The organism is Streptomyces sp. NPDC045022, assembly GCF_056432605.1.
In genome coordinates this window covers 22,313-43,969 of the sequence record NZ_JBWKIR010000041.1, presented here as the reverse complement: position 1 = coordinate 43,969, position 21,657 = coordinate 22,313, and the positions used below count along the sequence as shown (strand labels likewise).

Here is a 21,657-nt window from a genome sequence, read left to right as displayed (position 1 = left end):
GCCGCTCAAACGGGCCGAGCACCGCAACCGGACACCACCCGCACGGAACACCGTGACCATCACCCGACAAGGCACAACCTAAGTCACCGGCATTGCGACTAGCCCAGCGCCCGCCCCAGTACCCACACCACCGGCGCGGCCGCCGACAGGGGCAGCGCCACGCCCGCCGTGAAGTGCACGAAGCGGGACGGGTAGTCGTAGCTGGCCACCCGGTGACCGATCAGCGCGCACGCTCCGGCGGCCCCGCCCAGCAGCGCCCCCTTCGCGCCGAGACCGGTCATGCCCCCTACGGCGATCCCCGCGCCGGCGGCGGCCAGCAGCGAGACCACGACCGACGCCGGGGTCGGCAGGGGCAGGGACTTAGCCAGGACGGCCACCGCCACCGCCGCCGCGCCCACGGACACCGCGTGCGGGTCGGCGCCGAGGTACCCCGTCGCGAGGACCGTGAGCGACGCGGAGACGACCGTGGCCATGAGGCCGTACATCCGCTCGTCCGGTGAGGCGTGCGAGCGCAGCTGCAGGACCAGGGAGAGCAGGACCCAGACGCCGAGCGGGCCGAGGATCGCCGCCGGGGCGTGGTCGCGACCCGCGGTGAGCACCGCCACGTCGGCCGCCAGGCCGCCGGCGAAGGCCAGCGCGATGCCCTGCCGGGCCGGCCACATGCCGTTCAGCCGGAACCAGCCCGCCGCCGTCACCGCCTGGAGCAGCACCAGCGGAGGGAGGAGGGCGTAGGACCCGACGGGGGCCGCGGCGGCCAGCAGCAGGCTCAGCAGCGCGGTGAGCGCCGCCGGCTGCCCACCGGGCTCTATGACGGGGGACCGGCCCTCCAGGCGGGCCCGCTGGGCGTCGGTGATCCGGGCGTTGCCGGCGATCGTGGCGGGGCCGTAGGCCGGCTCGGACACCGGTCCGGGCGCCGGTGCCGGTGCCGCCGCCGGTTCCGGCTGCGGCGTCTGGGGGGCGTACGTCTCCTCGAACCGGTGAGCCGGCTGGTGCTGCCCGGGCTGCTGGTACTGCTGGTACTGCTGATACGCCTGCTGCTGATACCCCTGGTCCTGATGCTGCTGCTGGTAATCCTGGCGCTCGGACTGCTGCGGATACCCCTGCTGGTGCTGCTGCTGCGGCGGCGGATACGCCGTCTCCGCCGCCGGCACCGACGCGTGCCGCTGCGTCTCCCAGGTCTGGCCCTGCCACTGCTGGGTGAGCTGGGGGTCGTAGCCGGGCTGTGCGTACTGGTCGTAGCCCGGCCAGTCCTGCGGAGCAGCCTGCTGCTGATACGGGTCGTAGCCCTCGTGGGCGCCGCCCTGGTACGGCTGGTCGCTCATCCCTCACCCTCCTGCGAACGGCGGGAGCACCTCGACCGTGCCGCCGTCGGCCAGCCGTACCGTCTCATGCGCGCGGGTCCCGACGGGGTCACCGTCGATGAGGAACGAGCATCGCTGCAGCACACGTGTGAGTTCACCGGGGTGTCGCGCGCGCACGGCGGCCAGCGCTTCGGCGAGCGTGGCCGCGTCGTACGGCTCCTCGGCGACCTGGGCCGCGGCCTTGGCGGCGGCCCAGTAGCGCACCGTGACCTTGGGCATCTGGTTCCTCAATCGACGGCAGGAAAAAGACAAAGACAGATGGTGTCAGGCTAGCCCGCCGCGGCCGCGGCCCAGTCCCCGATGCGTGCCAGCAGGGCATCGGCCACCGCGTTCTCGGCATGCCCCATGCCCGGCTCCACCCAGAGTTCGCCGTGGTCACCGGCCGCTTCGGCGAGCATCCGGGGGTGGTCGAGGGGGAAGTAGCCGTCGCGGTCGCCATGCACGATCAGCAGCGGGGTGGGGGCGATCCCCGGCACCGCCTCGGCCGGGGAGAGCGGGACCGGGTCCCACTCGCGGTGGTGGATGCGCGTGCGCAGTCCGTAGCGTCCGACGAGGCGGCCCTCGGGGCGGGTGACCAGCCAGTGCAGGCGGCGCATGGGGGCGGTGCCCCGGTAGTACCAGCGGGCGGGGGCGCTGACCGAGACCACCGCGTCCACCGTGCCGGGGCTCAGGGCCGCGTGCCGCAGCACCACCGAGCCGCCCATCGAGAAGCCGACGCTCACCACGCGCGCGTGCCCGAAGCCGTGGGCCCACTCCACGGCGGCGGCGAGGTCCAGCACCTCCTTGTCGCCGACCGTGGAACGGCCGCCGGAGCGTCCGTGGCCGCGGAAGGAGAAGGTGACGACGGCGCCGTAACCGCGCAGGACGCCCGCCACCCGTCGTACATGCGGGCGGTCCACGTCGCCGGTGAAACCGTGGGCGATCACGAACACCAGGTCACGGGAGGCCGGCCGGAAGGTGTCCGGCGGTGTTTCGTATACGACGGCGCCGGGATCGTATACGGAATCGATCGCAATTCCGTCTGTGGTGTGCAGGAACGTCCGGATAGGGGCGCGTCTGCCTGTCTCGGAATTCGGACGAACGGTGGAACATGCCACATGACCCGCCGGACGATTGCTCATGTGGGCTATTCTGCTGTGCAGAGGACTCGGGCAGCGTAGCCCCCGGGTCCTTTTGTGCTTTCGGACGCGTTGTATACGAAGCGGGAAACGTGAGGTGACCGCGGGTGTACGGGGCTTTCGGGATCGCAGAGCAGTGCCGCACCGCACACGTCCTCGCAGGGACCGAGGAGGAACCAGACGTATGAGTTCTCTGCTGCTCCTGACCAACGCCCTCCAGCCGTCGACGGAGGTGCTCCCCGCTCTCGGCCTGCTGCTGCACAACGTGCGGGTGGCCCCCGCCGAGGGACCCGCTCTCGTCGACACCCCCGGCGCCGATGTCATCCTCGTCGACGGCCGCCGCGACCTGCCGCAGGTGCGCAGCCTCTGCCAGCTGCTGCGTTCCACCGGTCCCGGCTGTCCGCTGCTCCTCGTCGTCACCGAGGGCGGTCTCGCCGCCGTCACGGCCGACTGGGGCGTGGACGACGTACTCCTCGACACCGCCGGTCCCGCGGAGGTGGAGGCGCGGCTGCGCCTAGCCATGGGCCGACAGCAGATCGTCAACGACGACTCCCCCATGGAGATCCGCAACGGCGACCTCTCGGTGGACGAGGCGACCTACTCCGCGAAGCTCAAGGGACGGGTCCTCGATCTCACCTTCAAGGAGTTCGAGCTGCTCAAATACCTCGCTCAGCACCCGGGCCGGGTCTTCACCCGCGCCCAGCTGCTGCAGGAGGTGTGGGGCTACGACTACTTCGGTGGCACCCGTACGGTCGACGTGCACGTACGACGGCTGCGCGCCAAGCTCGGCCCCGAGCACGAGTCGCTGATCGGCACTGTCCGGAACGTCGGTTATCGATTCGTTACGCCCGAGAAGGGCGACCGGGCCGCCGAGGAGGCCAAGGCCAAGGCGGACCGGGCAAAGGCGGAGGATGCGGACGCATCCGCCGTCCTGGACGGCGCCGAGCTCCACGCGGACGCGTAGATCTCCCTGGGCAGGCGCGGAAAGCGTTCGGGCGGGGCGTTGCTTGCGCACATCCAAGCAGTGATACGCCCTGCCCGGGGCGGGTCAATCCGCGTAGACTCCGCGCGTGGCCAAGGTGACTCGGGATGACGTGGCACGGCTGGCTGGGACCTCCACCGCCGTCGTCAGTTATGTCATCAACAACGGACCCCGGCCGGTCGCCCCGGCCACGCGCGAGCGTGTTCTCGCCGCGATCAAGGAACTGGGGTACCGGCCGGACCGGGTCGCCCAGGCGATGGCGTCGCGGCGCACGGACCTCATAGGCCTGATCATCCCGGACGCCCGCCAGCCCTTCTTCGGCGAGATGGCGCACGCGGTCGAGCAGGCCGCCTCCGAGCGCGGAAAGATGGTCCTCGTCGGCAACACCGATTACATCGGCGAACGCGAGGTCCACTATCTGCGTGCCTTCCTGGGCATGCGGGTCTCCGGCCTGATCCTGGTCAGCCACGCCCTGAACGACCTCGCCGCGGCCGAGATCGACGCCTGGGACGCCCGGGTGGTGCTGCTGCACGAGCGTCCGGAGGCCATCGACGACGTGGCGGTGGTCACGGACGACCTCGGCGGCGCCCAGCTCGCCGTACGCCACCTGCTGGAGCACGGCTACGAGTACGTCGCCTGTATGGGCGGTACGGCCGAGACACCGGCCGTGGGCGACCCGGTCTCCGACCACGTCGAGGGCTGGAAGCGGGCCATGGCCGAGGCGGGCCTGTCCACCGAGGGCCGGCTGTTCGAGGCGCCGTACAACCGCTACGACGCCTACCGCGTGGCCCTGGACCTCCTGTCCGGGCCGGACCGGCCGCCGGCGGTCTTCTGCTCCACCGACGACCAGGCGATCGGCGTGCTGCGGGCCGCGCGCGAGCTGCGCATCGACGTGCCCGGGAAGCTGGCGGTGGCGGGCTTCGACGACATCAAGGAGGCCGCGCTCGCCGACCCGCCGCTGACCACGGTCGCCTCGGACCGCTCGGCGATGGCACGGGCCGCGGTCGACCTCGTCCTGGACGACGGGCTGCGGATCGCCGGGTCGCGGCGCGAACGGCTGAAGACGTTCCCGTCCCGGCTGGTGGTGCGCACCAGCTGCGGCTGCGGGGTCTGAGACCGCGGGTCTGAGACTGCGCAGTCCGTGACTGCGGCGGTCCGCCTTTATATCGGGCAAACAAGGTTCTGCCGGGCTTCTCAGGGAGCACTCAGGAAGCTCTCATGGTCGCGGGGGACTCTTGTGTCATGACCGAGAGCCAGGGCGCATACGCGCAGCAGCACCCCTACTCCGCTCCTGTGAACCCTGAGTGGCCGCCCCCACCGCCGTACCGGCCGGTGGCGGCCCCCGAGGCCGGGCCGAAGAAGAAGCGGGGCCCGGCCGCCCTGCTCGCGGCGGTCGCGATCGTCGCGGCGGCGGTCGGCGGCGGCACGGCGTACGCCTTCCAGGAGCTGGCCGGCGGGGACACGGTCGCCTCCGCCGGCACCACCACCAACGTGGTGCCCGCCGGGAAGAAGGGCGACGTCGCCACGATCGCCGCCGCGGTCAGCCCGAGCGTGGTCGAGGTCAACGCGACCCTGGCGGGCGGCTCCTCCACCGGTTCCGGCGTGATCATCACGTCCGGCGGGGAGATCGTCACCAACAACCACGTCGTCTCCGGCGCCACCTCGATCAAGGTGCGCACCAGCGACGGCACGAGCTACCCCGCCGAGGTCGTCGGCACCGACAGCTCCAAGGATCTCGCGCTGATCAAGGTCAAGGGCGCCTCGGGCCTGAAGGCGGCGAGCCTCGGCGACTCCGCCGGCGTCCAGGTCGGTGACTCGGTCGTCGCGATCGGCTCCCCCGAGGGCCTGACCGGCACCGTCACCAGCGGCATCGTCTCCGCCCTGGACCGGGACGTCACCGTCCCCACCGACGAGGGCCACGGCCAGAACCAGGGCGGCGACGGACAGTGGCCGTTCCAGTTCGGCGGCCGTGAGTTCAACGGCGACACCGGTTCGTCCACCACGACGTACAAGGCGATCCAGACGGACGCGTCCCTGAACCCCGGCAACTCCGGCGGCGCGCTGATCGACGCGAGCGGCCACATCGTCGGCATCAACTCCGCGATGTACTCGTCGGGTTCGCAGGCCTCCTCGGCCTCGGACGCGGGCAGTATCGGCCTCGGCTTCGCCATCCCCATCAACACGGTCAAGTCCGACCTCGCCAAGCTGCGGGCGGGCTCCACCAGCTAACAGGGAGCAAGTCAGGCTCCACCAGCTAACAGGGAGCAAGTCATGATCAAGAAGGTTTCGCACCAGGTCCCCGACCACGGTCCGGCCGACTTCGCCCTGGCCCTCTCGGTCGCCTCCACGCTGCACGCGCGCATCCCGGCACCCCGCGCCCCCGAGGTGGCCACGACCCCCGTCCCCGAGCTGATGGGGCTGCGCACCTCCGCCGCCCGCCCGCACCGCCGCAAGGTGCCGCTCAGGCGCCTGAACACGATGCGCAGCCTGAGCACGCTGACGGTCTGAGCCCCGCCTGCCCGCTCCCGGGCCCGGGAACGTGCGAGGCTGAGAGACGCCCCGCCCCCCGACCCACCGCACCCCGAGGAATCCGCGAGCGATGAGCCCCGCCGAAGGCGACCGTGACCCCCAGCGCATCCTGATCGTCGACGACGAGCCAGCCGTCCGCGAGGCACTCCAGCGCAGCCTCGCCTTCGAGGGGTACGACACGGAGGTGGCCGTGGACGGCGCCGACGCCCTGGACAAGGCCACGGCCTACCAGCCGGACCTGGTCGTCCTGGACATCCAGATGCCACGCATGGACGGCCTGACGGCGGCCCGCCGCATCCGGGGCGCGGGCGACACCATCCCGATCCTCATGCTCACGGCCCGCGACACGGTCGGCGACCGGGTGACGGGGCTGGACGCCGGCGCCGACGACTACCTCGTCAAGCCCTTCGAACTGGATGAACTCTTCGCCCGTATCCGCGCGTTGCTGCGCCGCAGCTCGTACGCGGTCGCCGTGTCGGCCGAGGCCCAGGAGGACGAGGCCCTCACCTTCGCCGACCTGCGCATGGACCTCGCGACCCGCGAGGTCACGCGCGGCGGGCGGCAGGTGGAGCTGACCCGGACCGAGTTCACGCTCCTGGAGATGTTCATGGCCCACCCGCGCCAGGTGCTCACCCGTGAGCAGATCCTGAAGGCCGTGTGGGGCTTCGACTTCGAGCCCTCGTCCAACTCCCTCGACGTCTACGTCATGTACCTGCGCCGCAAGACCGAGGCCGGCGGCGAGCCGCGCCTGGTGCACACGGTGCGGGGCGTGGGGTACGTCCTGCGCCAGGGCGGCGCCGAGTGAGGAAGCTGGCGCGCCGCTACCGGGCGCTGCCGATCCGGGCGCGGCTGGCGATGCTGGTGGCGGCGGCGGTGGCGTTCGCGGTGGCCGCGGTCTCGGTCACCTGCTGGTTCATCGTGGAGCGCAAGCTGTACGACCAGGTCGACAACGATCTGCAGAAGGCGGCGGCACCGCAGCGGCAGCGGGATGTGTCGACCACGCTGGCGACCTGCCCGCAACAGCCGCTCGCGTCCAACCTCGGCGGTTCGCGCGTCGGCTACTACTACGTCCAGCTCGTGCGGCAGAACGGCACCAGCTGTGTGTTCTCGAACTCGTCGGGGCGGGTGAAGACCGTCGCCTCCGACACCAGCGTCATCAACGACGTGACCGTCCACGACGGCCTGCTGCGCGCGAACTTCGTCCTGCGTGACGGCACCGACTCCCAGGGCAACGCCGTCCGCGTGCTGACCCAGCCGCTGACCGTGAGCCAGCTGGCCGGGCCGCCCCAGCTCTATCCGGACACGGCCCTGCAGGTCGCCATACCGCTGCGGAACACCCGGAACACGCTCAACGACCTGGCCCTGATCCTCCTGCTCGTCTCCGGCATCGGGGTGCTCGGTGCCGGCGCGGCAGGGCTGGCGGTGGCCCGGGCGGGACTGCGTCCGGTCGACAAGCTCACGGAGGCCGTCGAACACGTGGCGCGGACCGAGGATCTGGGCATCCGCATCCCGGTCGACGAGGACAGCGAGGACGAGGTGGCCCGCCTCTCCCGGTCGTTCAACTCGATGACCACCGCGCTCGCCGGTTCCCGCGACCTCCAGCAGCAGCTGATCGCCGACGCCGGCCATGAACTGCGCACCCCCCTCACCTCGCTCCGTACCAACATCGAACTGCTCACCCGCAGTGAGGAGACGGGCCGGCCGCTGCCCCCGCAGGACCGCAAGGCGCTGCTCGCCTCGGTGAAGGCGCAGATGACCGAACTGGCCTCGCTGATCGGCGATCTGCAGGAGCTGTCCCGCTCGGAGGGGCAGCGGGGCGAGCGGCTGCAGGTGGTGGCGTTCCAGGACACCGTCGAGACGGCCCTGCGCCGGGCGCGCCTGCGCGGGCCGGACCTCACGATCACGGCGGACCTGGAGCCCTGGTTCGTCCGGGCGGAGCCCTCCGCGCTGGAGCGGGCGGTCGTCAACATCCTCGACAACGCGGTGAAGTTCAGCCCCGGCGGCGGCGTGGTCGACGTCCGGCTGAGCGGGGGCGTGCTGACGGTGCGCGACCACGGGCCCGGCATCCTCGAGAACGAACTCCCGCATGTCTTCGACCGGTTCTGGCGCTCCCCCAGCGCGCGTGCGCTGCCGGGCTCGGGTCTCGGTCTGTCCATCGTGGCCCGTACCATCCAGCAGGCGGGCGGTGCGGTCGCCCTGGCCCGCGCGGAGGGCGGCGGCACGGTGGCGACGGTACGGCTGCCGGGCGCGCCGACGCCTCCGCCTCGGACGCCGGGCGCCTGAGCGGGAGCATGCCGGGTGACCCGGCCCCTCCGGCCCGGGGCCCGGTGGGATCGGTCCGGCCGGCGGTATCGGGCCGGCTGACGGAATCAGTCCGGCCGGCGGGATCAGTCCGGCTTGGGCATGGCGCGCAGACGCTCGATCTGGGTGTGGCTGAGGTCGTTCGCGCGGCGCATGTGCCGGGTGATCGCCTTCAGCTCGTCCTCGCTGTGGTCGTCGAGGATCGTCTGCCAGGTCTGTCCGAGGTCGTCCCACAGCGCCGTGACGCGGGCGACGCGCTCCGGAACCGGGGTGACCAGCACCCGGCGGCGATCCTGCCGGTCGGGGGTACGGGCGACGTAACCCCCGCGTTCGAGCCGGTCCACCAGGCGGGTGGCCGAGCCCGTGGTGAGGCCCGTCCGGTCGGCGATCTGCCGGACCGTGAGCGGCTCGGCCTCGGCCGTCAGCAGGCTCAGGCACTGCACATCGGTCGGGTGCAGCCCGAGGTGGTCGGCGACGGCCTGGTTGAACAGCACGTACGCCGCCAGATAGCGGCGGGACTCCAGCGACAACTCCTCGTACAGCCGGGCCCGGCGCGGGTCTGTCATGGGGTCCCCTTTCATATCACTGCGCGGCGCAGCGATCCCTGATAATCTCCTGCGTGACGCAGTCAATGTGTCGCGCAGGAATTCTACCTACGGGGGACAACCATGTTCACCATCGCCGTCACCGGAGCCACCGGCGCCCAGGGCGGAGCCACCGCCCGCGCCCTGCTGGCCGCCGGCCACCACGTCCGCGCCCTCACCCGCCGCCCGGACTCGGCGTCCGCCGACGCCCTGCGCGGCCTGGGCGCCGAGGTCCGCCACGCCGACTTCGACGACCGCGCCTCCCTCGACGCGGCCCTCGCCGGCGCCGAGGCGCTCTTCGCGGTCACCACCCCGTTCGGCACCGGCACCGACACCGAGATCCGGCACGGCAAGGCACTCGTGGACGCCGCCTCGGGCGCCCGCCTCGGCCACGTCGTGTACACCTCCGCCGCCCACGCCGACCGCGCCACCGGCGTCCCGCACTACGAGAGCAAGCACGAGGTCGAGCGGTACCTGCGCGCGTCCGGCGTGCCCTGGACGGTGATCGCCCCGGCCGCGTTCATGGACAACTACACCAGCGGCTGGACCCTCGACGGGCTGCGCGAGGGCGCCTTCGCCTGGCCCATGCCGGCCGGCCGGCCCCTCACCCTCATTCCGGCCACCGACATCGGCGCGTTCGCCGCGCTCGCCCTGCGACGCCGCGCGGAGTTCACCGGCCGCCGGATCGACATCGCCTCCGACGAGTGCACCCCCGAGCGGATCGCCGCAGTCCTGGCCGGCGCCACCGGCAGCCCGATCACCCACCAGGAGGTGCCACTCGACCAGGTGCGGACCAGGTCCGAGGACCTGGCGTCGATGTTCGCCTACTTCACGACGTCCGGCCTCGACGTCGACGTGGCGGGGCTGCGCCGGGCGTTCCCCGAGGTCGGCTGGCACACCTTCACCGACTGGGCCGCCGCACAGGGCTGGCCCGCGCTGCTGGCCCGCTGACCCGCCCGGCCGGGCGCGGCAGCCTTTCCGGCGGCGGGTGACGACCGATCAAGTCCACTCCCTCGACCGACATGAGCGGCTTCTCGTGGAAGGACGACCGGTTCGCCGAATTCAGGAACAGCGGCGCGGGTGCGGGACCGGCCGGCGCGGACCGTCCCCGACTGACCGACGCCCAGGCGACCGGCCAGGAGATCGCGGACTGGCTGGTCGACTGGCCGCCTGCCGCTTCCTGACCAGGAACGGGTCCGTAGGGTAGGGCCCATGCCGGAAGACTCCCCACTGATACACAGCCTGCGCACGGCAGTTGCGGCCGCGCCTGCCGACGTACCCCTGCGGCTGCACCTGGCGGAGCTGCTGCTGACCGACGGCCGGACCGACGCCGCCGTCGCCGAGGTGGCGGTCGCGTTGCAGCACGCTCCGGGAGACGCGCACGCGCGGCAGCTCATGGCCCGTGCCATGGGAGTACCGGAGCAGGGGAGCCGGCCCGCGCAGGCCGCTCCGCCCTCGCCGCCGGCCCCGCCCGCGGAACCGGGGCCGGCGGGCGGGGCGCCGCCCTCCGCCGGGTCCCGCGGCGGATTCGACTGGACGGCCGCCGAAGAGCAGGTCGGGGACGTCGTACCGCCCCGCTTCGTCGAGGCGCCGGCCCGGGCCGACGGCGACGACGATCCCGGGGACGCCGAGGCGTGGGACGTGGAGCGGCCCGGTGCCGTGCGGCTCGCCGACGTCGGCGGGATGCGGGAGGTGAAGGAGCGGCTGGAGGCCGCCTTCCTCGCGCCGCTGCGCAACCCCGAGCTGCGCAAGCTGTACGGCAAGAGCCTGCGGGGCGGGCTGCTGCTGTACGGGCCGCCCGGCTGCGGGAAGACGTTCATCGCGCGGGCGGTCGCCGGTGAACTCGGCGCGGGCTTCCTGTCGGTGTCGGTCAACGACATCCTCGACATGTGGATGGGCAACTCCGAACGCAACATGCACGAGCTGTTCCAGACCGCCCGCCGCCAGGCCCCCTGCGTGGTCTTCCTCGACGAGCTGGACGCGCTCGGCGCCAAGCGCAGCCGTACCGCGCACAGCGGGATGCGCAACACCGTCAACCAGCTGCTCACCGAGCTGGACGGCATCGACTCCGCCGCCAACGAGGGCGTGTTCGTACTCGCCGCCACCAACGTCCCCTGGGACGTGGACAATGCCCTGCGCCGCCCCGGGCGGCTGGACCGCACCCTGCTCGTGCTGCCGCCGGACGCCCCGGCCCGTGAGGCGATTCTCCGCTACCACCTGCGCGACCGCCCCATCGAGAACGTCGACCTGGCCCGACTCGCCAAGGTCACCGACGGCCTCTCCGGTGCCGACCTGGCCCATCTGTGCGAGGCGGCCGCCGAGCGCGCGCTGCTCGAGTCGGCGCGCACCGGCACCGTACGCCTGATCGGGATGAAGGATCTGCTGGCCGCGGCGAAGGAGACCGTGCCGTCGGCCGAGCCGTGGTTCGCTTCCGCCCGGAACGTGGCGATGTTCGCCAACGAGGGCGGGATGTACGACGACCTGATCGCCTATCTGAAGAAGAGGCGCAAGCTGTGACCACCGTGCACCCGGCCCTGGAGCGGGCCGACGCGCTCTTCGAGCTGGGGCGCTACGACGAGGCCAAGGCGCTGCTCGGGCAGCGGCTCGTGGAGGACCCGGAGGACGTCAGTGCCTGGGTCAGGCTCGCCCGGTGCCACCTCCGCTGCGAGCAGGAGGCGGACCAGGCGCTGGAAGCGGCCGAACGGGCGCTCGCGCTCGATCCGGAGGACGTCGGCGCCCTCATCCAGCGTTGCTACGCCCTGCAGGCCGTGGGCGGCCGTTTCGCCGAGACCGAGGGCGTCCTGCGCGAGGTCATCCGCCTCGCCCCCGACTACTGGGTCGGGTACGCGATGCTCGCCAACTGGCTGTATCGCATCAAGGCCGTCCGGTTCGGGCAGGCCAACGGCGGAGAGGTCACCCGGGAGGCCATGGAAGGCTTCCTGCGGGAGTCGGACGAGCTGGCCCAGGAGGCCATCCGCCTGGCGCCCGAGGAGGTGTTCCCCTACGAGGTGGCCTGGACGATCGCCGACATGGCGGGCAACCGGACCGTCGCCGACGAGATGGACCGGGCCATCCTCCGGCTCGACCCGAACCACCCGAAGGCCCTGGCCCGGCAGACGCGGAAGGCCGCGGCCGCACCGGGCGTCAAGGCCACGCAGGCCGCCACCCTCTACGCCGACGCCCTCGCCGCCGCACCGGACTCGGCGAGTATGCGGGAGGGCCTGGACCACGCCTCCTACCGGCTGCTGCGCGGAGTGCGCTGGCTCGCCGTGCTGTGCGTGCTCCTCGCCGGCGTCGGGCTGGACCTCTTCGCGACCGAGGGCCACAGCCGGCGCGCCCTGCCGCTCTCCGCGGGCCAGCGGCTGTGGGACCTCGTCCCCATGGCGGTCCTCTGGGCCCTGGGCGCCCTGCTGCGCTACCGCCGGCTGCGCAGCGGGGTCCGGTACACCCTCCGGTCCGTGATCCGCCGCGGCCGCTGGCCGCGTATCGTCCTGGGCCAGGCCGCCTGGGCCATGCTCTGCGCCCTGCTCCTCACCCAGGTGCCGTGGACCGAGCGGACGGTGCCGCAGTTCCTCTTCTGGGCGGCCCTGGTACCGACGGCCGCCACGATCTGGTTCGACCGGAGGAAGACCACCTGAGGACCGATCGCCCGGGGCACGGCGTACGCCCCCGCCCCGGGCGGGACGGTTCTACTGCACGACGGTGATCCGGTCGGCCTTCGGAGGCGCGATCGGGGAAGCCGGCGCCGAGTGCGCCGTCAGGTACTTCTCCAGGGCTGCCAGGTCGTCGGAGCCGACCAGGTCGTTCGTGCCCTGGCCCAGCGTCGGGAAGCCGTCGCCGCCGCCCGCGAGGAAGCTGTTGGTGGCGACGCGGTAGGTCGCCGCCGGGTCGATCGGGGCGCCGTTCAGCCGGATGGAGCCGGTGTCCACGCGGTCGGCGCCGGACCTGGTCATGTCCAGGGTGTAGGTGAGCCCGGCGGACGGCTGGAGGATCTTGGGCGCCGCCGCGTTGACCCCGCTCACCTGCTCCTTGAGCACCTGGATCAGCTGCGCGCCGGTGAAGTCCTGCAGGTTCACGGTGTTGGCGAAGGGCTGCACCGTGAACCCCTCGGCGTAGGTGACCACTCCGTCGCCCTCGGCGCCCTTGGCCGCGTAGGTCAGCCCGGCCCGCACCCCGCCCGGGTTCATCAGCGCGAGGCTGGTCCCCGGGTCCAGCTCCTTGCCGTGGGCGAGCTGCGCGTCGGCGATCAGGTCACCCATCGGGGACTCGGTGCCATTGCTGCCGATGTCGGCGGAGATGTAGCCGATGGGGCGGTTGCCTATCGGCGCGGCCAGGGTGTTCCACCGGCCGATCAGGTCCGTCATGTCCTGCGCCTTGGGCACGTCCCGGGTGACCACGTGGTTCGCGGACCTCACCGCCGTACGCGCGATGTCGCCGGTGCGGCGGTCGTAGGTCAGCGTGGTGTCCGTGTAGAGGCGGCCGAAGGAGGCCGCCGAGGTGACCATGCGGGGCCGGCCGGACGGGTCGGGGACGGTGCAGACGTACGCCTGGTGGGTGTGGCCGGTGACCAGGGCGTCCACCGCCGGGGTCACGCTCTTGGCGATGTCGACGATCGGGCCGGAGATGCCGTCACCCGCGCCCGGCGAGTCGCAGTCGTAGTTGTAGGAACCGGAGGCCGGGTAGCCGCCCTCGTGGATCAGGGCCACGATCGACTGCACGCCCTGGCGCTGGAGCACCTTGGCGTACTTGTTGATCGTCTCGGCCTCGTCCTTGAAGGTCAGGCCCTTCACACCGTCCGCCGAGACGATGCCCGGGGTGCCCTCCAGCGTGACGCCGATGAAGCCGATCCGGACGTCCTTCTTCTTCCAGATCCAGTACGGCTTCAGGATCGGCTTGCCGGTCCTGTCGTCCAGGACGTTCGCGGCCAGGTACGGGTAGTCCGCGCCCTGGAATTCCTGATCCGTGTAGCAGCCGTCCTTCGGGTGGCAGCCGCCGTTCTGCAGGCGGGCCAGTTCCTTCGCACCCTCGTCGAACTCGTGGTTGCCGACCGAGGTGACGTCCAGGTCCAGCTTGTTCAGCGCCTCGACGGTGGGCTCGTCGTGGAACAGGCCCGACAGCAGCGGGGAGGCGCCGACCAGGTCGCCGCCGGCCGCGGTGATCGAGTACGGGTGGCCCGCACGGGCCGTGCGGAGGTGGGTCGCGAGGTACTCGACACCCCCCGCGTCGACCGTCCTCGTCGTCCCGTCCGGCTGGAGTTCGGTGACCCGGCCGGAGGAGCCCGACGGGGGCTCGAGGTTGCCGTGCAGATCGTTGAAGGACAGCAGCTGGACGTCCTGGTAGCGGCCGGGACGGGCATGCCCGTGGCCCCCCTGGCCGGCGTGCGCCTGTGCGGGCAGCGCGGCGGCCAGTGCGGCGGCCGTGGCGAGAGCGGCGGTCGTCGCGAGGAACGCGGAGGTACGGCGTCCGGTGCGCCGGGGTACGGCTGGCATGAAACCCCCCTGTGGGTCGGCTGCGGTGAGTGGACCGGCAGCGCAGCCTAGGGTCAACGCGCGTAGCGCGACAGGGGGTTCATGGTTACATCCTGGTTTCCCTTGCCGGTTCCTTTACCGGCTGGGATGCCGGGACTTCCCCCCGGCCGCCCCGTACCCTCATACGCATGAGCAGCGACGACACCGTACGGGCCTTTCCCCCCCGCTCCATCGAGACCTACTCCGCGCTCACCCCCGACCAGACCGAGGCCGTGCTCGCCCTGCTCGCCGAGGCCGCCCGGGTCGACGGCCAGCAGCCGGTCTCCGAGCAGGGCCGGCTGCAGCTGCGCGGGGGCGCCCGCGAGGGCGTCTCGCATCTGCTGCTGAACATCGACGGCGAACTCGTCGGTTACGCCCAGCTGGAGGACACCGATCCGGTGGAGGCGCCGGCCGCCGAACTGGTCGTCCACCCCGCGCACCGCGGGCACGGGCACGGGCGGGCACTCGGCGCGGCGCTGCTCGCCGCCTCCGGCAAGCGACTGCGGGTGTGGGCGCACGGCGGGCACCCCGCCGCCCGGCACCTCGCCCAGGTGCTCGGTCTCACCCTCTTCCGTGAACTGCGGCAGATGCGGCGGTCGTTGAGCGATCTGGAGCTGCCCGACCCGGACCTGCCCGAAGGCGTGACCGTGCGCGCCTTCGTACCCGGCAAGGACGACGCGGCCTGGCTCGCGGTCAACGCGGCCGCCTTCGCCCACCACCCCGAGCAGGGCTCGCTGACCCAGCGGGACCTCGACGCCCGCAAGGCCGAGCCGTGGTTCGACCCGGCCGGGTTCTTCCTCGCCGAACGACGCGGGGAACTGGTCGGCTTCCACTGGACCAAGATGCACGCCGAGGAGGGGCTGGGCGAGGTCTACGTCCTCGGGGTACGGCCCGGCGAACAGGGCGGCGGACTCGGCAAGGCCCTCACCACGACCGGCCTGCGCCACCTGGCCCGGCAGGGCCTGCCGACCGCGATGCTCTACGTCGACGCCGACAACAAGGCCGCGGTGTCGGTGTACGAGCGGCTGGGGTTCACGGTCCACGAGACCGACCTGATGTACCGCGCCGAAAGCTGACATACACCGCTTGACGGGCACCTGAGGGGCGGTCGCCTTGACGACCGCCCCTCTCCTGTGGCCGGCGGTCACCGAGATCGGCACCCGCAAGCAGGGCTACATGGGCTCGGACGGCATCGTCGTCGAGCAGGGCCTGGTGTCCCGCACCGGTCACCAGCGCGCTCATCCTGGGCGTCGCCGCGCTGCTGGTGCTCGGCTCCTTCCTGGCCCTGCGCCGGATGACCGGGGCGCTCCGGACGGCCGGGGCAGCCACCGGCACCCCTTCGGCCACGGCCCTCGCGGGAACCGGCGTGTGACCGAGACAGCCATCGGGGCAGCCGCCGGCCCGGGAGCCGCCGCATGACCACCCCGGCCGTGCCCTGCCACGGCCGCACCGGCTCACCCCGGCCGCCGTACCGCCGGTGACCGGCAGCGCGGTCCCCGCCGTGGCCTTCGGCCGGGCCCGGTCCGGCGACCGGGACACGCCCTGGTCACCCACTGGACCCGGGGCCGCGCCCGTCCGCGCTGGTGCTGGTCGCCCCCGCCGCCGGTGTTCTGACCGGGCCGGCCCCGCGCCGCACCCGGCTGGGCGCGGCCCTCGCCGTCACCCTGGCCCTGCGGACGTGCCTGCGCGAGCTGTGGCAGCCGCCGCGCCGCACGCTGTCCGGATTTCGGTCCCGGTCCTCCTGACCCCGCTCGCCGCCGTCGCCCCCGTACGCGGTGCCGCGCCGCCGTACCGGCTGGGACCGGCACCGGCCCGGGTCCCGTGCGTCTCTCCGTGGGGGGAGCGACGTGCGGGACCGCCGTCTGCGCCACGGAATCCGGCGCGTGCCTCCCCGGCAGGAATCCGCCGGCCTTCGCGCCGAGGACTCCCGGGAGCCGCCCCGCGCTATCCCGCACGTCATGTCTCCGTAACCATCGATTCAGACGGGCTTGCGACGCTCGGCCAATGAAGCCCGCCGTGCCAGAGCCGTCGCCGCCCCACGAGGGGCCGGCGCAGAACGGGGCCGTGACGCTCCCGCCCGCACGTTCCGACGCGCCTGTCACGTCCGTGGCGCGGAAGAATAGGGTCATGAGTCAGCCAAACGCCCAGGCACCGGCCCAGCACCCCCAGCCCTCCGTGGGCTCCATCGCCGCGCACCGCCAGCACACCGTGGCCGCCGTGGTCTCCGACCTGGAACCCGACCTCGATGCCGACCTCGACGGGTACGAGGAGTCGCCGGGTGACGGGGCTCCGCTGCCGCAGGGACGCTTCCTCGACCGGGAGCGCAGCTGGCTCGCGTTCAACGAGCGGGTCCTGGAACTGGCCGAGGACCCGAACACGCCCCTGCTGGAGCGCGCGAACTTCCTGGCGATCTTCGCCAGCAACCTGGACGAGTTCTTCATGGTCCGGGTGGCCGGCCTGAAGCGCCGTATCGCCACCGGTGTCGCCACCCGCTCCGCCTCCGGCCTCCAGCCGCGCGAGGTACTGGAGATGATCTGGGCCCGCTCCCGCGAGCTGATGGCCCGGCACGCCGCCTGCTACCACGAGGACGTCGCCCCCGCGCTCGCGGAGGAGGGCATCCACCTGGTCCGCTGGAGCGAGCTGACCGAAAAGGAACAGGCACGGCTCTTCACGCTCTTCCGGCACCAGATCTTCCCGGTCCTCACCCCGCTGGCCGTGGACCCCGCGCACCCGTTCCCGTACATCTCCGGCCTCTCCCTGAACCTGGCCGTCGTCGTACGCAACCCGGTCAGCGGCCACAAGCACTTCGCGCGCGTGAAGGTGCCGCCGCTGCTGTCCCGCTTCCTGGAGGCCACGCCCGGCCGCTTCGTCCCCCTCGAGGACGTCATCGCCGCGCACCTGGAAGAGCTGTTCCCGGGCATGGAGGTACTGGAGCACCACGCCTTCCGGCTCACCCGCAACGAGGACCTGGAGGTCGAGGAGGACGACGCCGAGAACCTGCTCCAGGCCCTGGAGAAGGAACTCATGCGGCGCCGCTTCGGCCCGCCGGTGCGCCTGGAGGTCGAGGAGTCCATCGATCGCGAGGTGCTGGACCTGCTGGTCCGCGAGCTGAAGATCTCCGAGGCCGAGGTCTACCCGCTCCCCGGCCCCCTCGACCTCACCGGGCTCTTCCGCATCCACGGCCTCGACCGGCCGGAGCTGAAGTACCCCAAGTTCGTCGCCGGCACCAACCGTGACCTCGCCGAGGTCGAGTCGGCGTCCGCACCGGACATCTTCGCGGCCCTGCGCGCCCGGGACGTCCTGCTGCACCACCCGTACGACTCCTTCTCCACCTCCGTGCAGGCCTTCCTGGAGCAGGCGGCGGCCGACCCGGACGTCCTCGCCATCAAGCAGACCCTGTACCGCACCTCCGGCGACTCCCCGATAGTGGACGCGCTCATCGACGCCGCCGAGTCCGGCAAGCAGGTCCTCGTCCTGGTCGAGATCAAGGCCCGCTTCGACGAGCACGCCAACATCAAGTGGGCGCGCAAACTGGAGGAGGCCGGCTGTCACGTGGTCTACGGCCTGGTCGGCCTGAAGACGCACTGCAAGCTGTCCCTCGTGGTCCGCCAGGAGGGCGAGACCCTGCGCCGCTACAGCCACGTCGGCACGGGCAACTACCACCCGAAGACGGCCCGCCTCTACGAGGACCTGGGCCTGCTCACCGCCGACCCCCAGGTCGGCGCGGACCTCTCCGACCTCTTCAACCGCCTGTCCGGCTACTCCCGCCGCGAGACCTACCGCCGGCTCCTCGTCGCCCCCAAGTCCCTGCGGGACGGCCTCGTCGCGCGGATCGACAAGGAGGCCCAGCACCACCGTGCGGGCCGTCCGGCCTTCGTCCGTATCAAGGTCAACTCGATGGTCGACGAGGCGGTCATCGACGCGCTCTACCGGGCCTCCCAGGCGGGCGTGCCGGTCGACATCTGGGTGCGCGGCATCTGCGCCGTCCGCCCGGGCGTCACGGGCCTGTCGGAGAACATACGGGTCCGCTCCATCCTCGGCCGCTTCCTCGAACACTCGCGGGTCTTCGCCTTCGGCAACGGCGGCGAACCCGAGGTGTGGATCGGCAGCGCCGACATGATGCACCGCAACCTCGACCGCCGGATAGAGGCCCTGGTCAGGGTCGTCGACCCCGGTCATCGCGCAGCCCTCGACCGGCTGCTGGACACCGGCATGTCCGACACCACCGCCTCCTGGCACCTCGGCCCGGACGGCGAGTGGACGCGACACGCGGCCGACGGGGACGGCCAACCCCTGCGCAACGTCCAGGAGATGCTCATAGACGCCCGGAGGCGCCGGCGTGGCACAGCGACACCTTGACCCGACGGACCCCACGGCCGCAGCGGTGACCGGGGAGGCCCTCGCGGCCTACCTGCGCGCCCGGGCCACGGAGTTCCTCCGCGCCCTGCGTCTGCACCGGGAGACCGGCGGCAGCTCCGTGGGCGGCGCGCAGGAGTCCGTCGACGCGGCGCACGCCCTGCGCCGCTCGGCCCGCCGTATCAGCGGCAGCCTGCACACCTTCCGCCCCCTCCTCGACCCCGACTGGTCGGAGGAGATGCGCCCGGAACTGGCCTGGCTCTCGGGCACGCTGGGACTCGAGCACGCGTACGAGTCCCGTCTGGAACGGCTGCTGTCGGCACTGCACCGGTTGTCGGGGGCCGCGGTCTTCCCCGGCCAGGCGACCGCCGCAGGCGCGGGCGCGGGCACACCGGCGGCAACGGGCGACACGGTAGCCGCCGTGGCCGTGGGCAGTCGTGCCCTCAGGACGGCTCCCGTCCCCGCCGGAGCGGCACTCGACAACACCGGTGGCCCGGCCGGGCCGGCACCGGCTCCCGAACGCGGCCACCTCACCGTGGGCGCGGCGAAGGCGGGCGCCCTGCTCGAACGCCAGCTGACCCTGGCCCGGACCCGAGCCCACTCCACCGCCCTCCAGGCCCTCGGATCCAGCCGCTTCCACGCCGTCGCGGACAAGATCGCCTTACTCGCCAGCGAGGTCCCCCTCGCCCCCACCGCCCCCACCACCGACCTGCGCCCCCTCGCCGCCGCGGCGGAAGAACGCCTCACGGACGCCGTCGCCGCCCTTCCCCTGGTCACCGCGGGCCACCCCTACAACGCGGAGGCCCTGGTCCACGGCCTGTCCCCGGACCCGTCCCCCCACCCCCAGGACGGCCCCTGGCACCAGGTCCGCCTGCTGCTGCGCCTGCACCGGTACGCGGGTGAGGTGCTGAACGCGGACGGGGGTGCCTCCCCGCTCGAGCCGGGCCGCGAGCCGGGAGGAGCACCCGTGGACGTACGGCTGCCGGCGGCGGGGCAGGCCCTGAACCGGCACCGGGACGCCTCGGAGGCCGCCGCGGCGGCCGCGCAGGCGGCCCGCACCCCTCGCATCACGCCCGCGACGGCGTACACCCTCGGGGTGCTCCACGCCGACCAGCGGCACGAGGTGGAAGCGGCCAGGTTCGCGTTCCAGCGGGCCTGGCAGAAGCAGACCGTCAACGCCCCCTGAACCCCACGAGGAGGCGGTGTGAACGACACTCCCGTCCAGGCGGCGGGCTGCGTGCTCTGGCGCCGCTCACCGGTCACCGGCGACCTGGAACTCTGTTTGGTCCACCGGCCGAAGTACGACGACTGGTCCCACCCGAAAGGCAAACTCAAGCGGGGCGAGGACCCGCTCGCGGGCGCGCTGCGCGAGGTGGCGGAGGAGACCGGGTACACGGCCCGGCCCGGCAGCGAGCTGCCGACGCTGCGGTATCTGGCCAACGACCGCCCCAAGGTGGTGCGTTACTGGGGCGCCGAGGCGGTTTCCGGCCACTTCACGCCGACCGACGAGGTGGACCGCATCCTGTGGCTCTCGCCCGCCGCGGCCCGCGGCCGGCTCACCCAGCCCCGCGACCGGGACCTGGTGGACGCCTTCCTCCGGCCGGCCGCGCATCGGCGGGGGCGGGGCTGAGCCCCGTCACGGGGCCGCCGTGTGCCCCTCCGCGTCCGAGCGGGCCTGGCTGCGGGCCCGGCGGGCAGGGCCGCGCCAGCCACAACTGCATCTGGCCACGCAGAAGCGACCCTGTTCGGTCGTCGTCGTGAGGTGTTCCTGCCCGGACCGGGCGGGCTCCGGCCCGTCCTGATACGCCGCGGTGACTGCCACGGTGACAACGTTACCCAGCCTCCGGCAAGGGTTCCCATGGTCCGGCCCCGCCTTCCCCCACCGTCCTTTCCGCCTTCCGGCGGCGCGTGACGGCGCCCCGTACCCGTCGTTAACCGAACGAGGTGGGGCCCGTGACGGACGTACCGGCTGGGGGTAGGCAGGCGATGGATCGGCGGCAGCACAGGCGCGCGGACAGGACGGTCCTGGCGGTGGTCATCATGCTCGGCCTCGGTGCGGGTGCCACGGGCTGTTCCGGCAGCGGAGCCGCCGCCGAGGACGTGAAGGGAGCGGGCGACCCGGTCGCCGCCCTGCACCGGGCCGCCGACACGCTGCGCGGCGCGGGCAGCTCCAAGGCCAGCACGTCGATGGAGATGGCCGCGGGCGGCACCCGGGTCACCATCCGCGGCAGGGGCGTCTACGACTACCGGCACCGGCTCGGCCGGCTCGCCGTGATCCTGCCCGCGGACCCCACGGGCGCCTCCGAACACCGGCCCATCACCGAACTCCTCGCGCCGGGCGCCCTGTTCATGAAGAACCGGGGCGCCGGGGTGCCCGCCGACAAGTGGGTACGGGTGGAGACCGCGTCGCTGTCCGACGGCAATCTGGTCACCGGCGGCGCGACCGACCCGTACACGGCGGCCGAGGTGCTGCGCGGGACGCGTACGGCGACCTACGTCGGCAGGACCGAGGTCGCCGGTACCGAGGTGCGGCACTACCGGGGGACGGCGGACCTGAGCCGTGCGGCGCGGTACGCCTCCGCCGACGGCAGGGCGTCCCTCACGGCGGCGGCGAAAGGGTTCGCCACGGCCGAGGTGCCGTTCGACGTCTACCTGGACGACCAGGGCCGCATTCGCAAGCTCAGGCAGCGCTTCAGCTTCGTCAACGGCCGCCAGAAGACGTCCGTGGCGGTCGCCTCGACCACGCTGCTGTACGGCTTCGGCGTACCCGCGGACGTACGGCTGCCGCGCCCGGCGGACATCTACGCGGGCCGGATCGCCGAGAACGAGCCACCGCACTAGTCCGGTGCGCCACCCTCGAACTAGCCCGTCCGTGCCATGCGCGGTGTGTGGAGCCCTGCCTACCCTAGGAAACCGGTG

20 protein-coding genes and 1 pseudogene are annotated in these 21,657 nt (G+C 72.6%); 16 read left to right on the top strand and 5 right to left on the bottom strand.

The annotated features are described in order from the left end of the window. Window positions 1-98: 98 nt before the first annotated feature. The 3 genes from AC07C1_RS37895 to AC07C1_RS37885 are packed head-to-tail and all read right to left on the bottom strand — an operon-like array spanning window position 99 to window position 2,482. Entirely contained in the window at window positions 99-1,322 is a 1,224-nt protein-coding gene (locus AC07C1_RS37895) for a hypothetical protein (RefSeq protein WP_478946689.1), read from the bottom strand. Window positions 1,323-1,325: 3 nt separating this feature from the next. Further along, window positions 1,326-1,580 (bottom strand): MoaD/ThiS family protein, encoded by a 255-nt coding sequence (locus AC07C1_RS37890; RefSeq protein ID WP_478946688.1) that lies wholly within the window; start codon window positions 1,578-1,580, stop codon window positions 1,326-1,328. Window positions 1,581-1,630: 50 nt separating this feature from the next. Beyond that, complete coding sequence (locus AC07C1_RS37885) at window positions 1,631-2,482, bottom strand: alpha/beta hydrolase family protein (protein ID WP_478946687.1); 852 nt, start codon at window positions 2,480-2,482, stop codon at window positions 1,631-1,633. A gap of 181 nt (window positions 2,483-2,663) precedes the next feature. On the opposite strand from AC07C1_RS37885, the gene AC07C1_RS37880 reads away from it, so the two are divergent. The 6 genes from AC07C1_RS37880 (at window position 2,664) to AC07C1_RS37855 (ending at window position 8,273) form a co-directional block, all read left to right on the top strand. Then, window positions 2,664-3,443, top strand: coding sequence for a winged helix-turn-helix transcriptional regulator (locus tag AC07C1_RS37880; RefSeq protein WP_478946686.1), 780 nt, complete (start codon window positions 2,664-2,666; stop codon window positions 3,441-3,443). Between the two features lie 106 nt (window positions 3,444-3,549). Continuing rightward, complete coding sequence (locus AC07C1_RS37875) at window positions 3,550-4,575, top strand: LacI family DNA-binding transcriptional regulator (RefSeq protein ID WP_478946685.1); 1,026 nt, start codon at window positions 3,550-3,552, stop codon at window positions 4,573-4,575. Window positions 4,576-4,703: 128 nt separating this feature from the next. After that, window positions 4,704-5,690 carry a S1C family serine protease gene (locus AC07C1_RS37870; RefSeq protein WP_478946684.1) on the top strand — a complete coding sequence of 329 codons (987 nt, stop codon included), beginning with the start codon at window positions 4,704-4,706 and terminating at the stop codon, window positions 5,688-5,690. Window positions 5,691-5,732: 42 nt separating this feature from the next. Beyond that, window positions 5,733-5,969, top strand: coding sequence for a hypothetical protein (locus AC07C1_RS37865; RefSeq protein WP_478946683.1), 237 nt, complete (start codon window positions 5,733-5,735; stop codon window positions 5,967-5,969). Between the two features lie 91 nt (window positions 5,970-6,060). Further along, the gene (locus AC07C1_RS37860; protein ID WP_478946682.1) at window positions 6,061-6,795 is read left to right on the top strand and encodes a response regulator transcription factor; all 735 of its coding nucleotides are present in this window, start codon (window positions 6,061-6,063) and stop codon (window positions 6,793-6,795) included. Continuing rightward, window positions 6,792-8,273, top strand: a complete 1,482-nt coding sequence (locus AC07C1_RS37855; RefSeq protein WP_478946681.1) for a sensor histidine kinase — start codon at window positions 6,792-6,794, stop codon at window positions 8,271-8,273. The genes AC07C1_RS37860 and AC07C1_RS37855 overlap by 4 nt, the downstream gene beginning before the upstream one ends. Window positions 8,274-8,377: 104 nt before the next feature. On the opposite strand, the gene AC07C1_RS37850 is transcribed toward AC07C1_RS37855, so the two are convergent. Further along, window positions 8,378-8,857, bottom strand: a complete 480-nt coding sequence (locus AC07C1_RS37850; RefSeq protein WP_478946680.1) for a MarR family winged helix-turn-helix transcriptional regulator — start codon at window positions 8,855-8,857, stop codon at window positions 8,378-8,380. A gap of 102 nt (window positions 8,858-8,959) precedes the next feature. On the opposite strand from AC07C1_RS37850, the gene AC07C1_RS37845 reads away from it, so the two are divergent. The 4 genes and pseudogenes from AC07C1_RS37845 (at window position 8,960) to AC07C1_RS37830 (ending at window position 12,513) form a co-directional block, all read left to right on the top strand. Then, the gene (locus tag AC07C1_RS37845) at window positions 8,960-9,826 is read left to right on the top strand and encodes an NmrA/HSCARG family protein (RefSeq protein ID WP_478946679.1); all 867 of its coding nucleotides are present in this window, start codon (window positions 8,960-8,962) and stop codon (window positions 9,824-9,826) included. A gap of 47 nt (window positions 9,827-9,873) precedes the next feature. After that, window positions 9,874-10,059, top strand: a pseudogene (locus AC07C1_RS37840) (pectinesterase family protein); the annotation flags it as partial. Window positions 10,060-10,087: 28 nt separating this feature from the next. Further along, on the top strand, window positions 10,088-11,392 hold the full coding sequence (locus AC07C1_RS37835) for an ATP-binding protein (RefSeq protein WP_478946678.1): 1,305 nt from the start codon (window positions 10,088-10,090) through the stop codon (window positions 11,390-11,392). Further along, a complete protein-coding gene (locus tag AC07C1_RS37830; RefSeq protein WP_478946677.1) occupies window positions 11,389-12,513 on the top strand; it encodes a tetratricopeptide repeat protein in 1,125 nt (374 codons plus the stop codon). Before AC07C1_RS37835 ends, AC07C1_RS37830 begins: the two co-directional genes overlap by 4 nt. Before the next feature lie 51 nt (window positions 12,514-12,564). Here the strand turns inward: AC07C1_RS37830 and AC07C1_RS37825 are convergent, their stop codons facing one another. Then, a complete protein-coding gene (locus AC07C1_RS37825) occupies window positions 12,565-14,364 on the bottom strand; it encodes a bifunctional metallophosphatase/5'-nucleotidase (protein ID WP_478946676.1) in 1,800 nt (599 codons plus the stop codon). Between the two features lie 167 nt (window positions 14,365-14,531). Here AC07C1_RS37825 and mshD point away from each other — a divergent pair, with 167 nt between their 5' ends. The 6 genes from mshD to AC07C1_RS37795 all read left to right on the top strand — a co-directional run bounded on the left by mshD (window position 14,532) and on the right by AC07C1_RS37795 (window position 21,579). Continuing rightward, window positions 14,532-15,458, top strand: a complete 927-nt coding sequence (mshD, locus tag AC07C1_RS37820) for a mycothiol synthase (RefSeq protein WP_478946675.1) — start codon at window positions 14,532-14,534, stop codon at window positions 15,456-15,458. Window positions 15,459-15,965: 507 nt separating this feature from the next. Then, on the top strand, window positions 15,966-16,127 hold the full coding sequence (locus AC07C1_RS37815) for a hypothetical protein (protein ID WP_478946674.1): 162 nt from the start codon (window positions 15,966-15,968) through the stop codon (window positions 16,125-16,127). Between the two features lie 259 nt (window positions 16,128-16,386). Further along, window positions 16,387-18,741: an RNA degradosome polyphosphate kinase gene (locus AC07C1_RS37810; RefSeq protein ID WP_478946673.1), complete on the top strand. Its 2,355-nt coding sequence runs from the start codon at window positions 16,387-16,389 to the stop codon at window positions 18,739-18,741. Then, window positions 18,722-19,924 carry a CHAD domain-containing protein gene (locus AC07C1_RS37805; protein WP_478946672.1) on the top strand — a complete coding sequence of 401 codons (1,203 nt, stop codon included), beginning with the start codon at window positions 18,722-18,724 and terminating at the stop codon, window positions 19,922-19,924. Before AC07C1_RS37810 ends, AC07C1_RS37805 begins: the two co-directional genes overlap by 20 nt. A gap of 18 nt (window positions 19,925-19,942) precedes the next feature. Beyond that, on the top strand, window positions 19,943-20,368 hold the full coding sequence (locus tag AC07C1_RS37800; RefSeq protein ID WP_478946671.1) for an NUDIX hydrolase: 426 nt from the start codon (window positions 19,943-19,945) through the stop codon (window positions 20,366-20,368). A 356-nt stretch (window positions 20,369-20,724) separates the two neighbouring features. After that, entirely contained in the window at window positions 20,725-21,579 is an 855-nt protein-coding gene (locus AC07C1_RS37795; protein WP_478946670.1) for an SCO4651 family lipoprotein, read from the top strand. Window positions 21,580-21,657: the final 78 nt, after the last annotated feature.

Coding starts and splice junctions, on each gene's coding strand:
- AC07C1_RS37795 (WP_478946670.1), top strand. CDS start 20,725: ATGGATCGGCGGCAGCACAGGCGCGCGGACAGGACGGTCCTGGCGGTG.
- AC07C1_RS37835 (WP_478946678.1), top strand. CDS start 10,088: ATGCCGGAAGACTCCCCACTGATACACAGCCTGCGCACGGCAGTTGCG.
- AC07C1_RS37845 (WP_478946679.1), top strand. CDS start 8,960: ATGTTCACCATCGCCGTCACCGGAGCCACCGGCGCCCAGGGCGGAGCC.
- AC07C1_RS37880 (WP_478946686.1), top strand. CDS start 2,664: ATGAGTTCTCTGCTGCTCCTGACCAACGCCCTCCAGCCGTCGACGGAG.
- AC07C1_RS37860 (WP_478946682.1), top strand. CDS start 6,061: ATGAGCCCCGCCGAAGGCGACCGTGACCCCCAGCGCATCCTGATCGTC.
- AC07C1_RS37885 (WP_478946687.1), bottom strand. CDS start 2,482: ATGAGCAATCGTCCGGCGGGTCATGTGGCATGTTCCACCGTTCGTCCG.
- AC07C1_RS37870 (WP_478946684.1), top strand. CDS start 4,704: ATGACCGAGAGCCAGGGCGCATACGCGCAGCAGCACCCCTACTCCGCT.
- AC07C1_RS37810 (WP_478946673.1), top strand. CDS start 16,387: ATGAAGCCCGCCGTGCCAGAGCCGTCGCCGCCCCACGAGGGGCCGGCG.
- AC07C1_RS37850 (WP_478946680.1), bottom strand. CDS start 8,857: ATGACAGACCCGCGCCGGGCCCGGCTGTACGAGGAGTTGTCGCTGGAG.
- AC07C1_RS37895 (WP_478946689.1), bottom strand. CDS start 1,322: ATGAGCGACCAGCCGTACCAGGGCGGCGCCCACGAGGGCTACGACCCG.
- AC07C1_RS37825 (WP_478946676.1), bottom strand. CDS start 14,364: ATGCCAGCCGTACCCCGGCGCACCGGACGCCGTACCTCCGCGTTCCTC.
- mshD (WP_478946675.1), top strand. CDS start 14,532: ATGAGCAGCGACGACACCGTACGGGCCTTTCCCCCCCGCTCCATCGAG.
- AC07C1_RS37890 (WP_478946688.1), bottom strand. CDS start 1,580: ATGCCCAAGGTCACGGTGCGCTACTGGGCCGCCGCCAAGGCCGCGGCC.
- AC07C1_RS37865 (WP_478946683.1), top strand. CDS start 5,733: ATGATCAAGAAGGTTTCGCACCAGGTCCCCGACCACGGTCCGGCCGAC.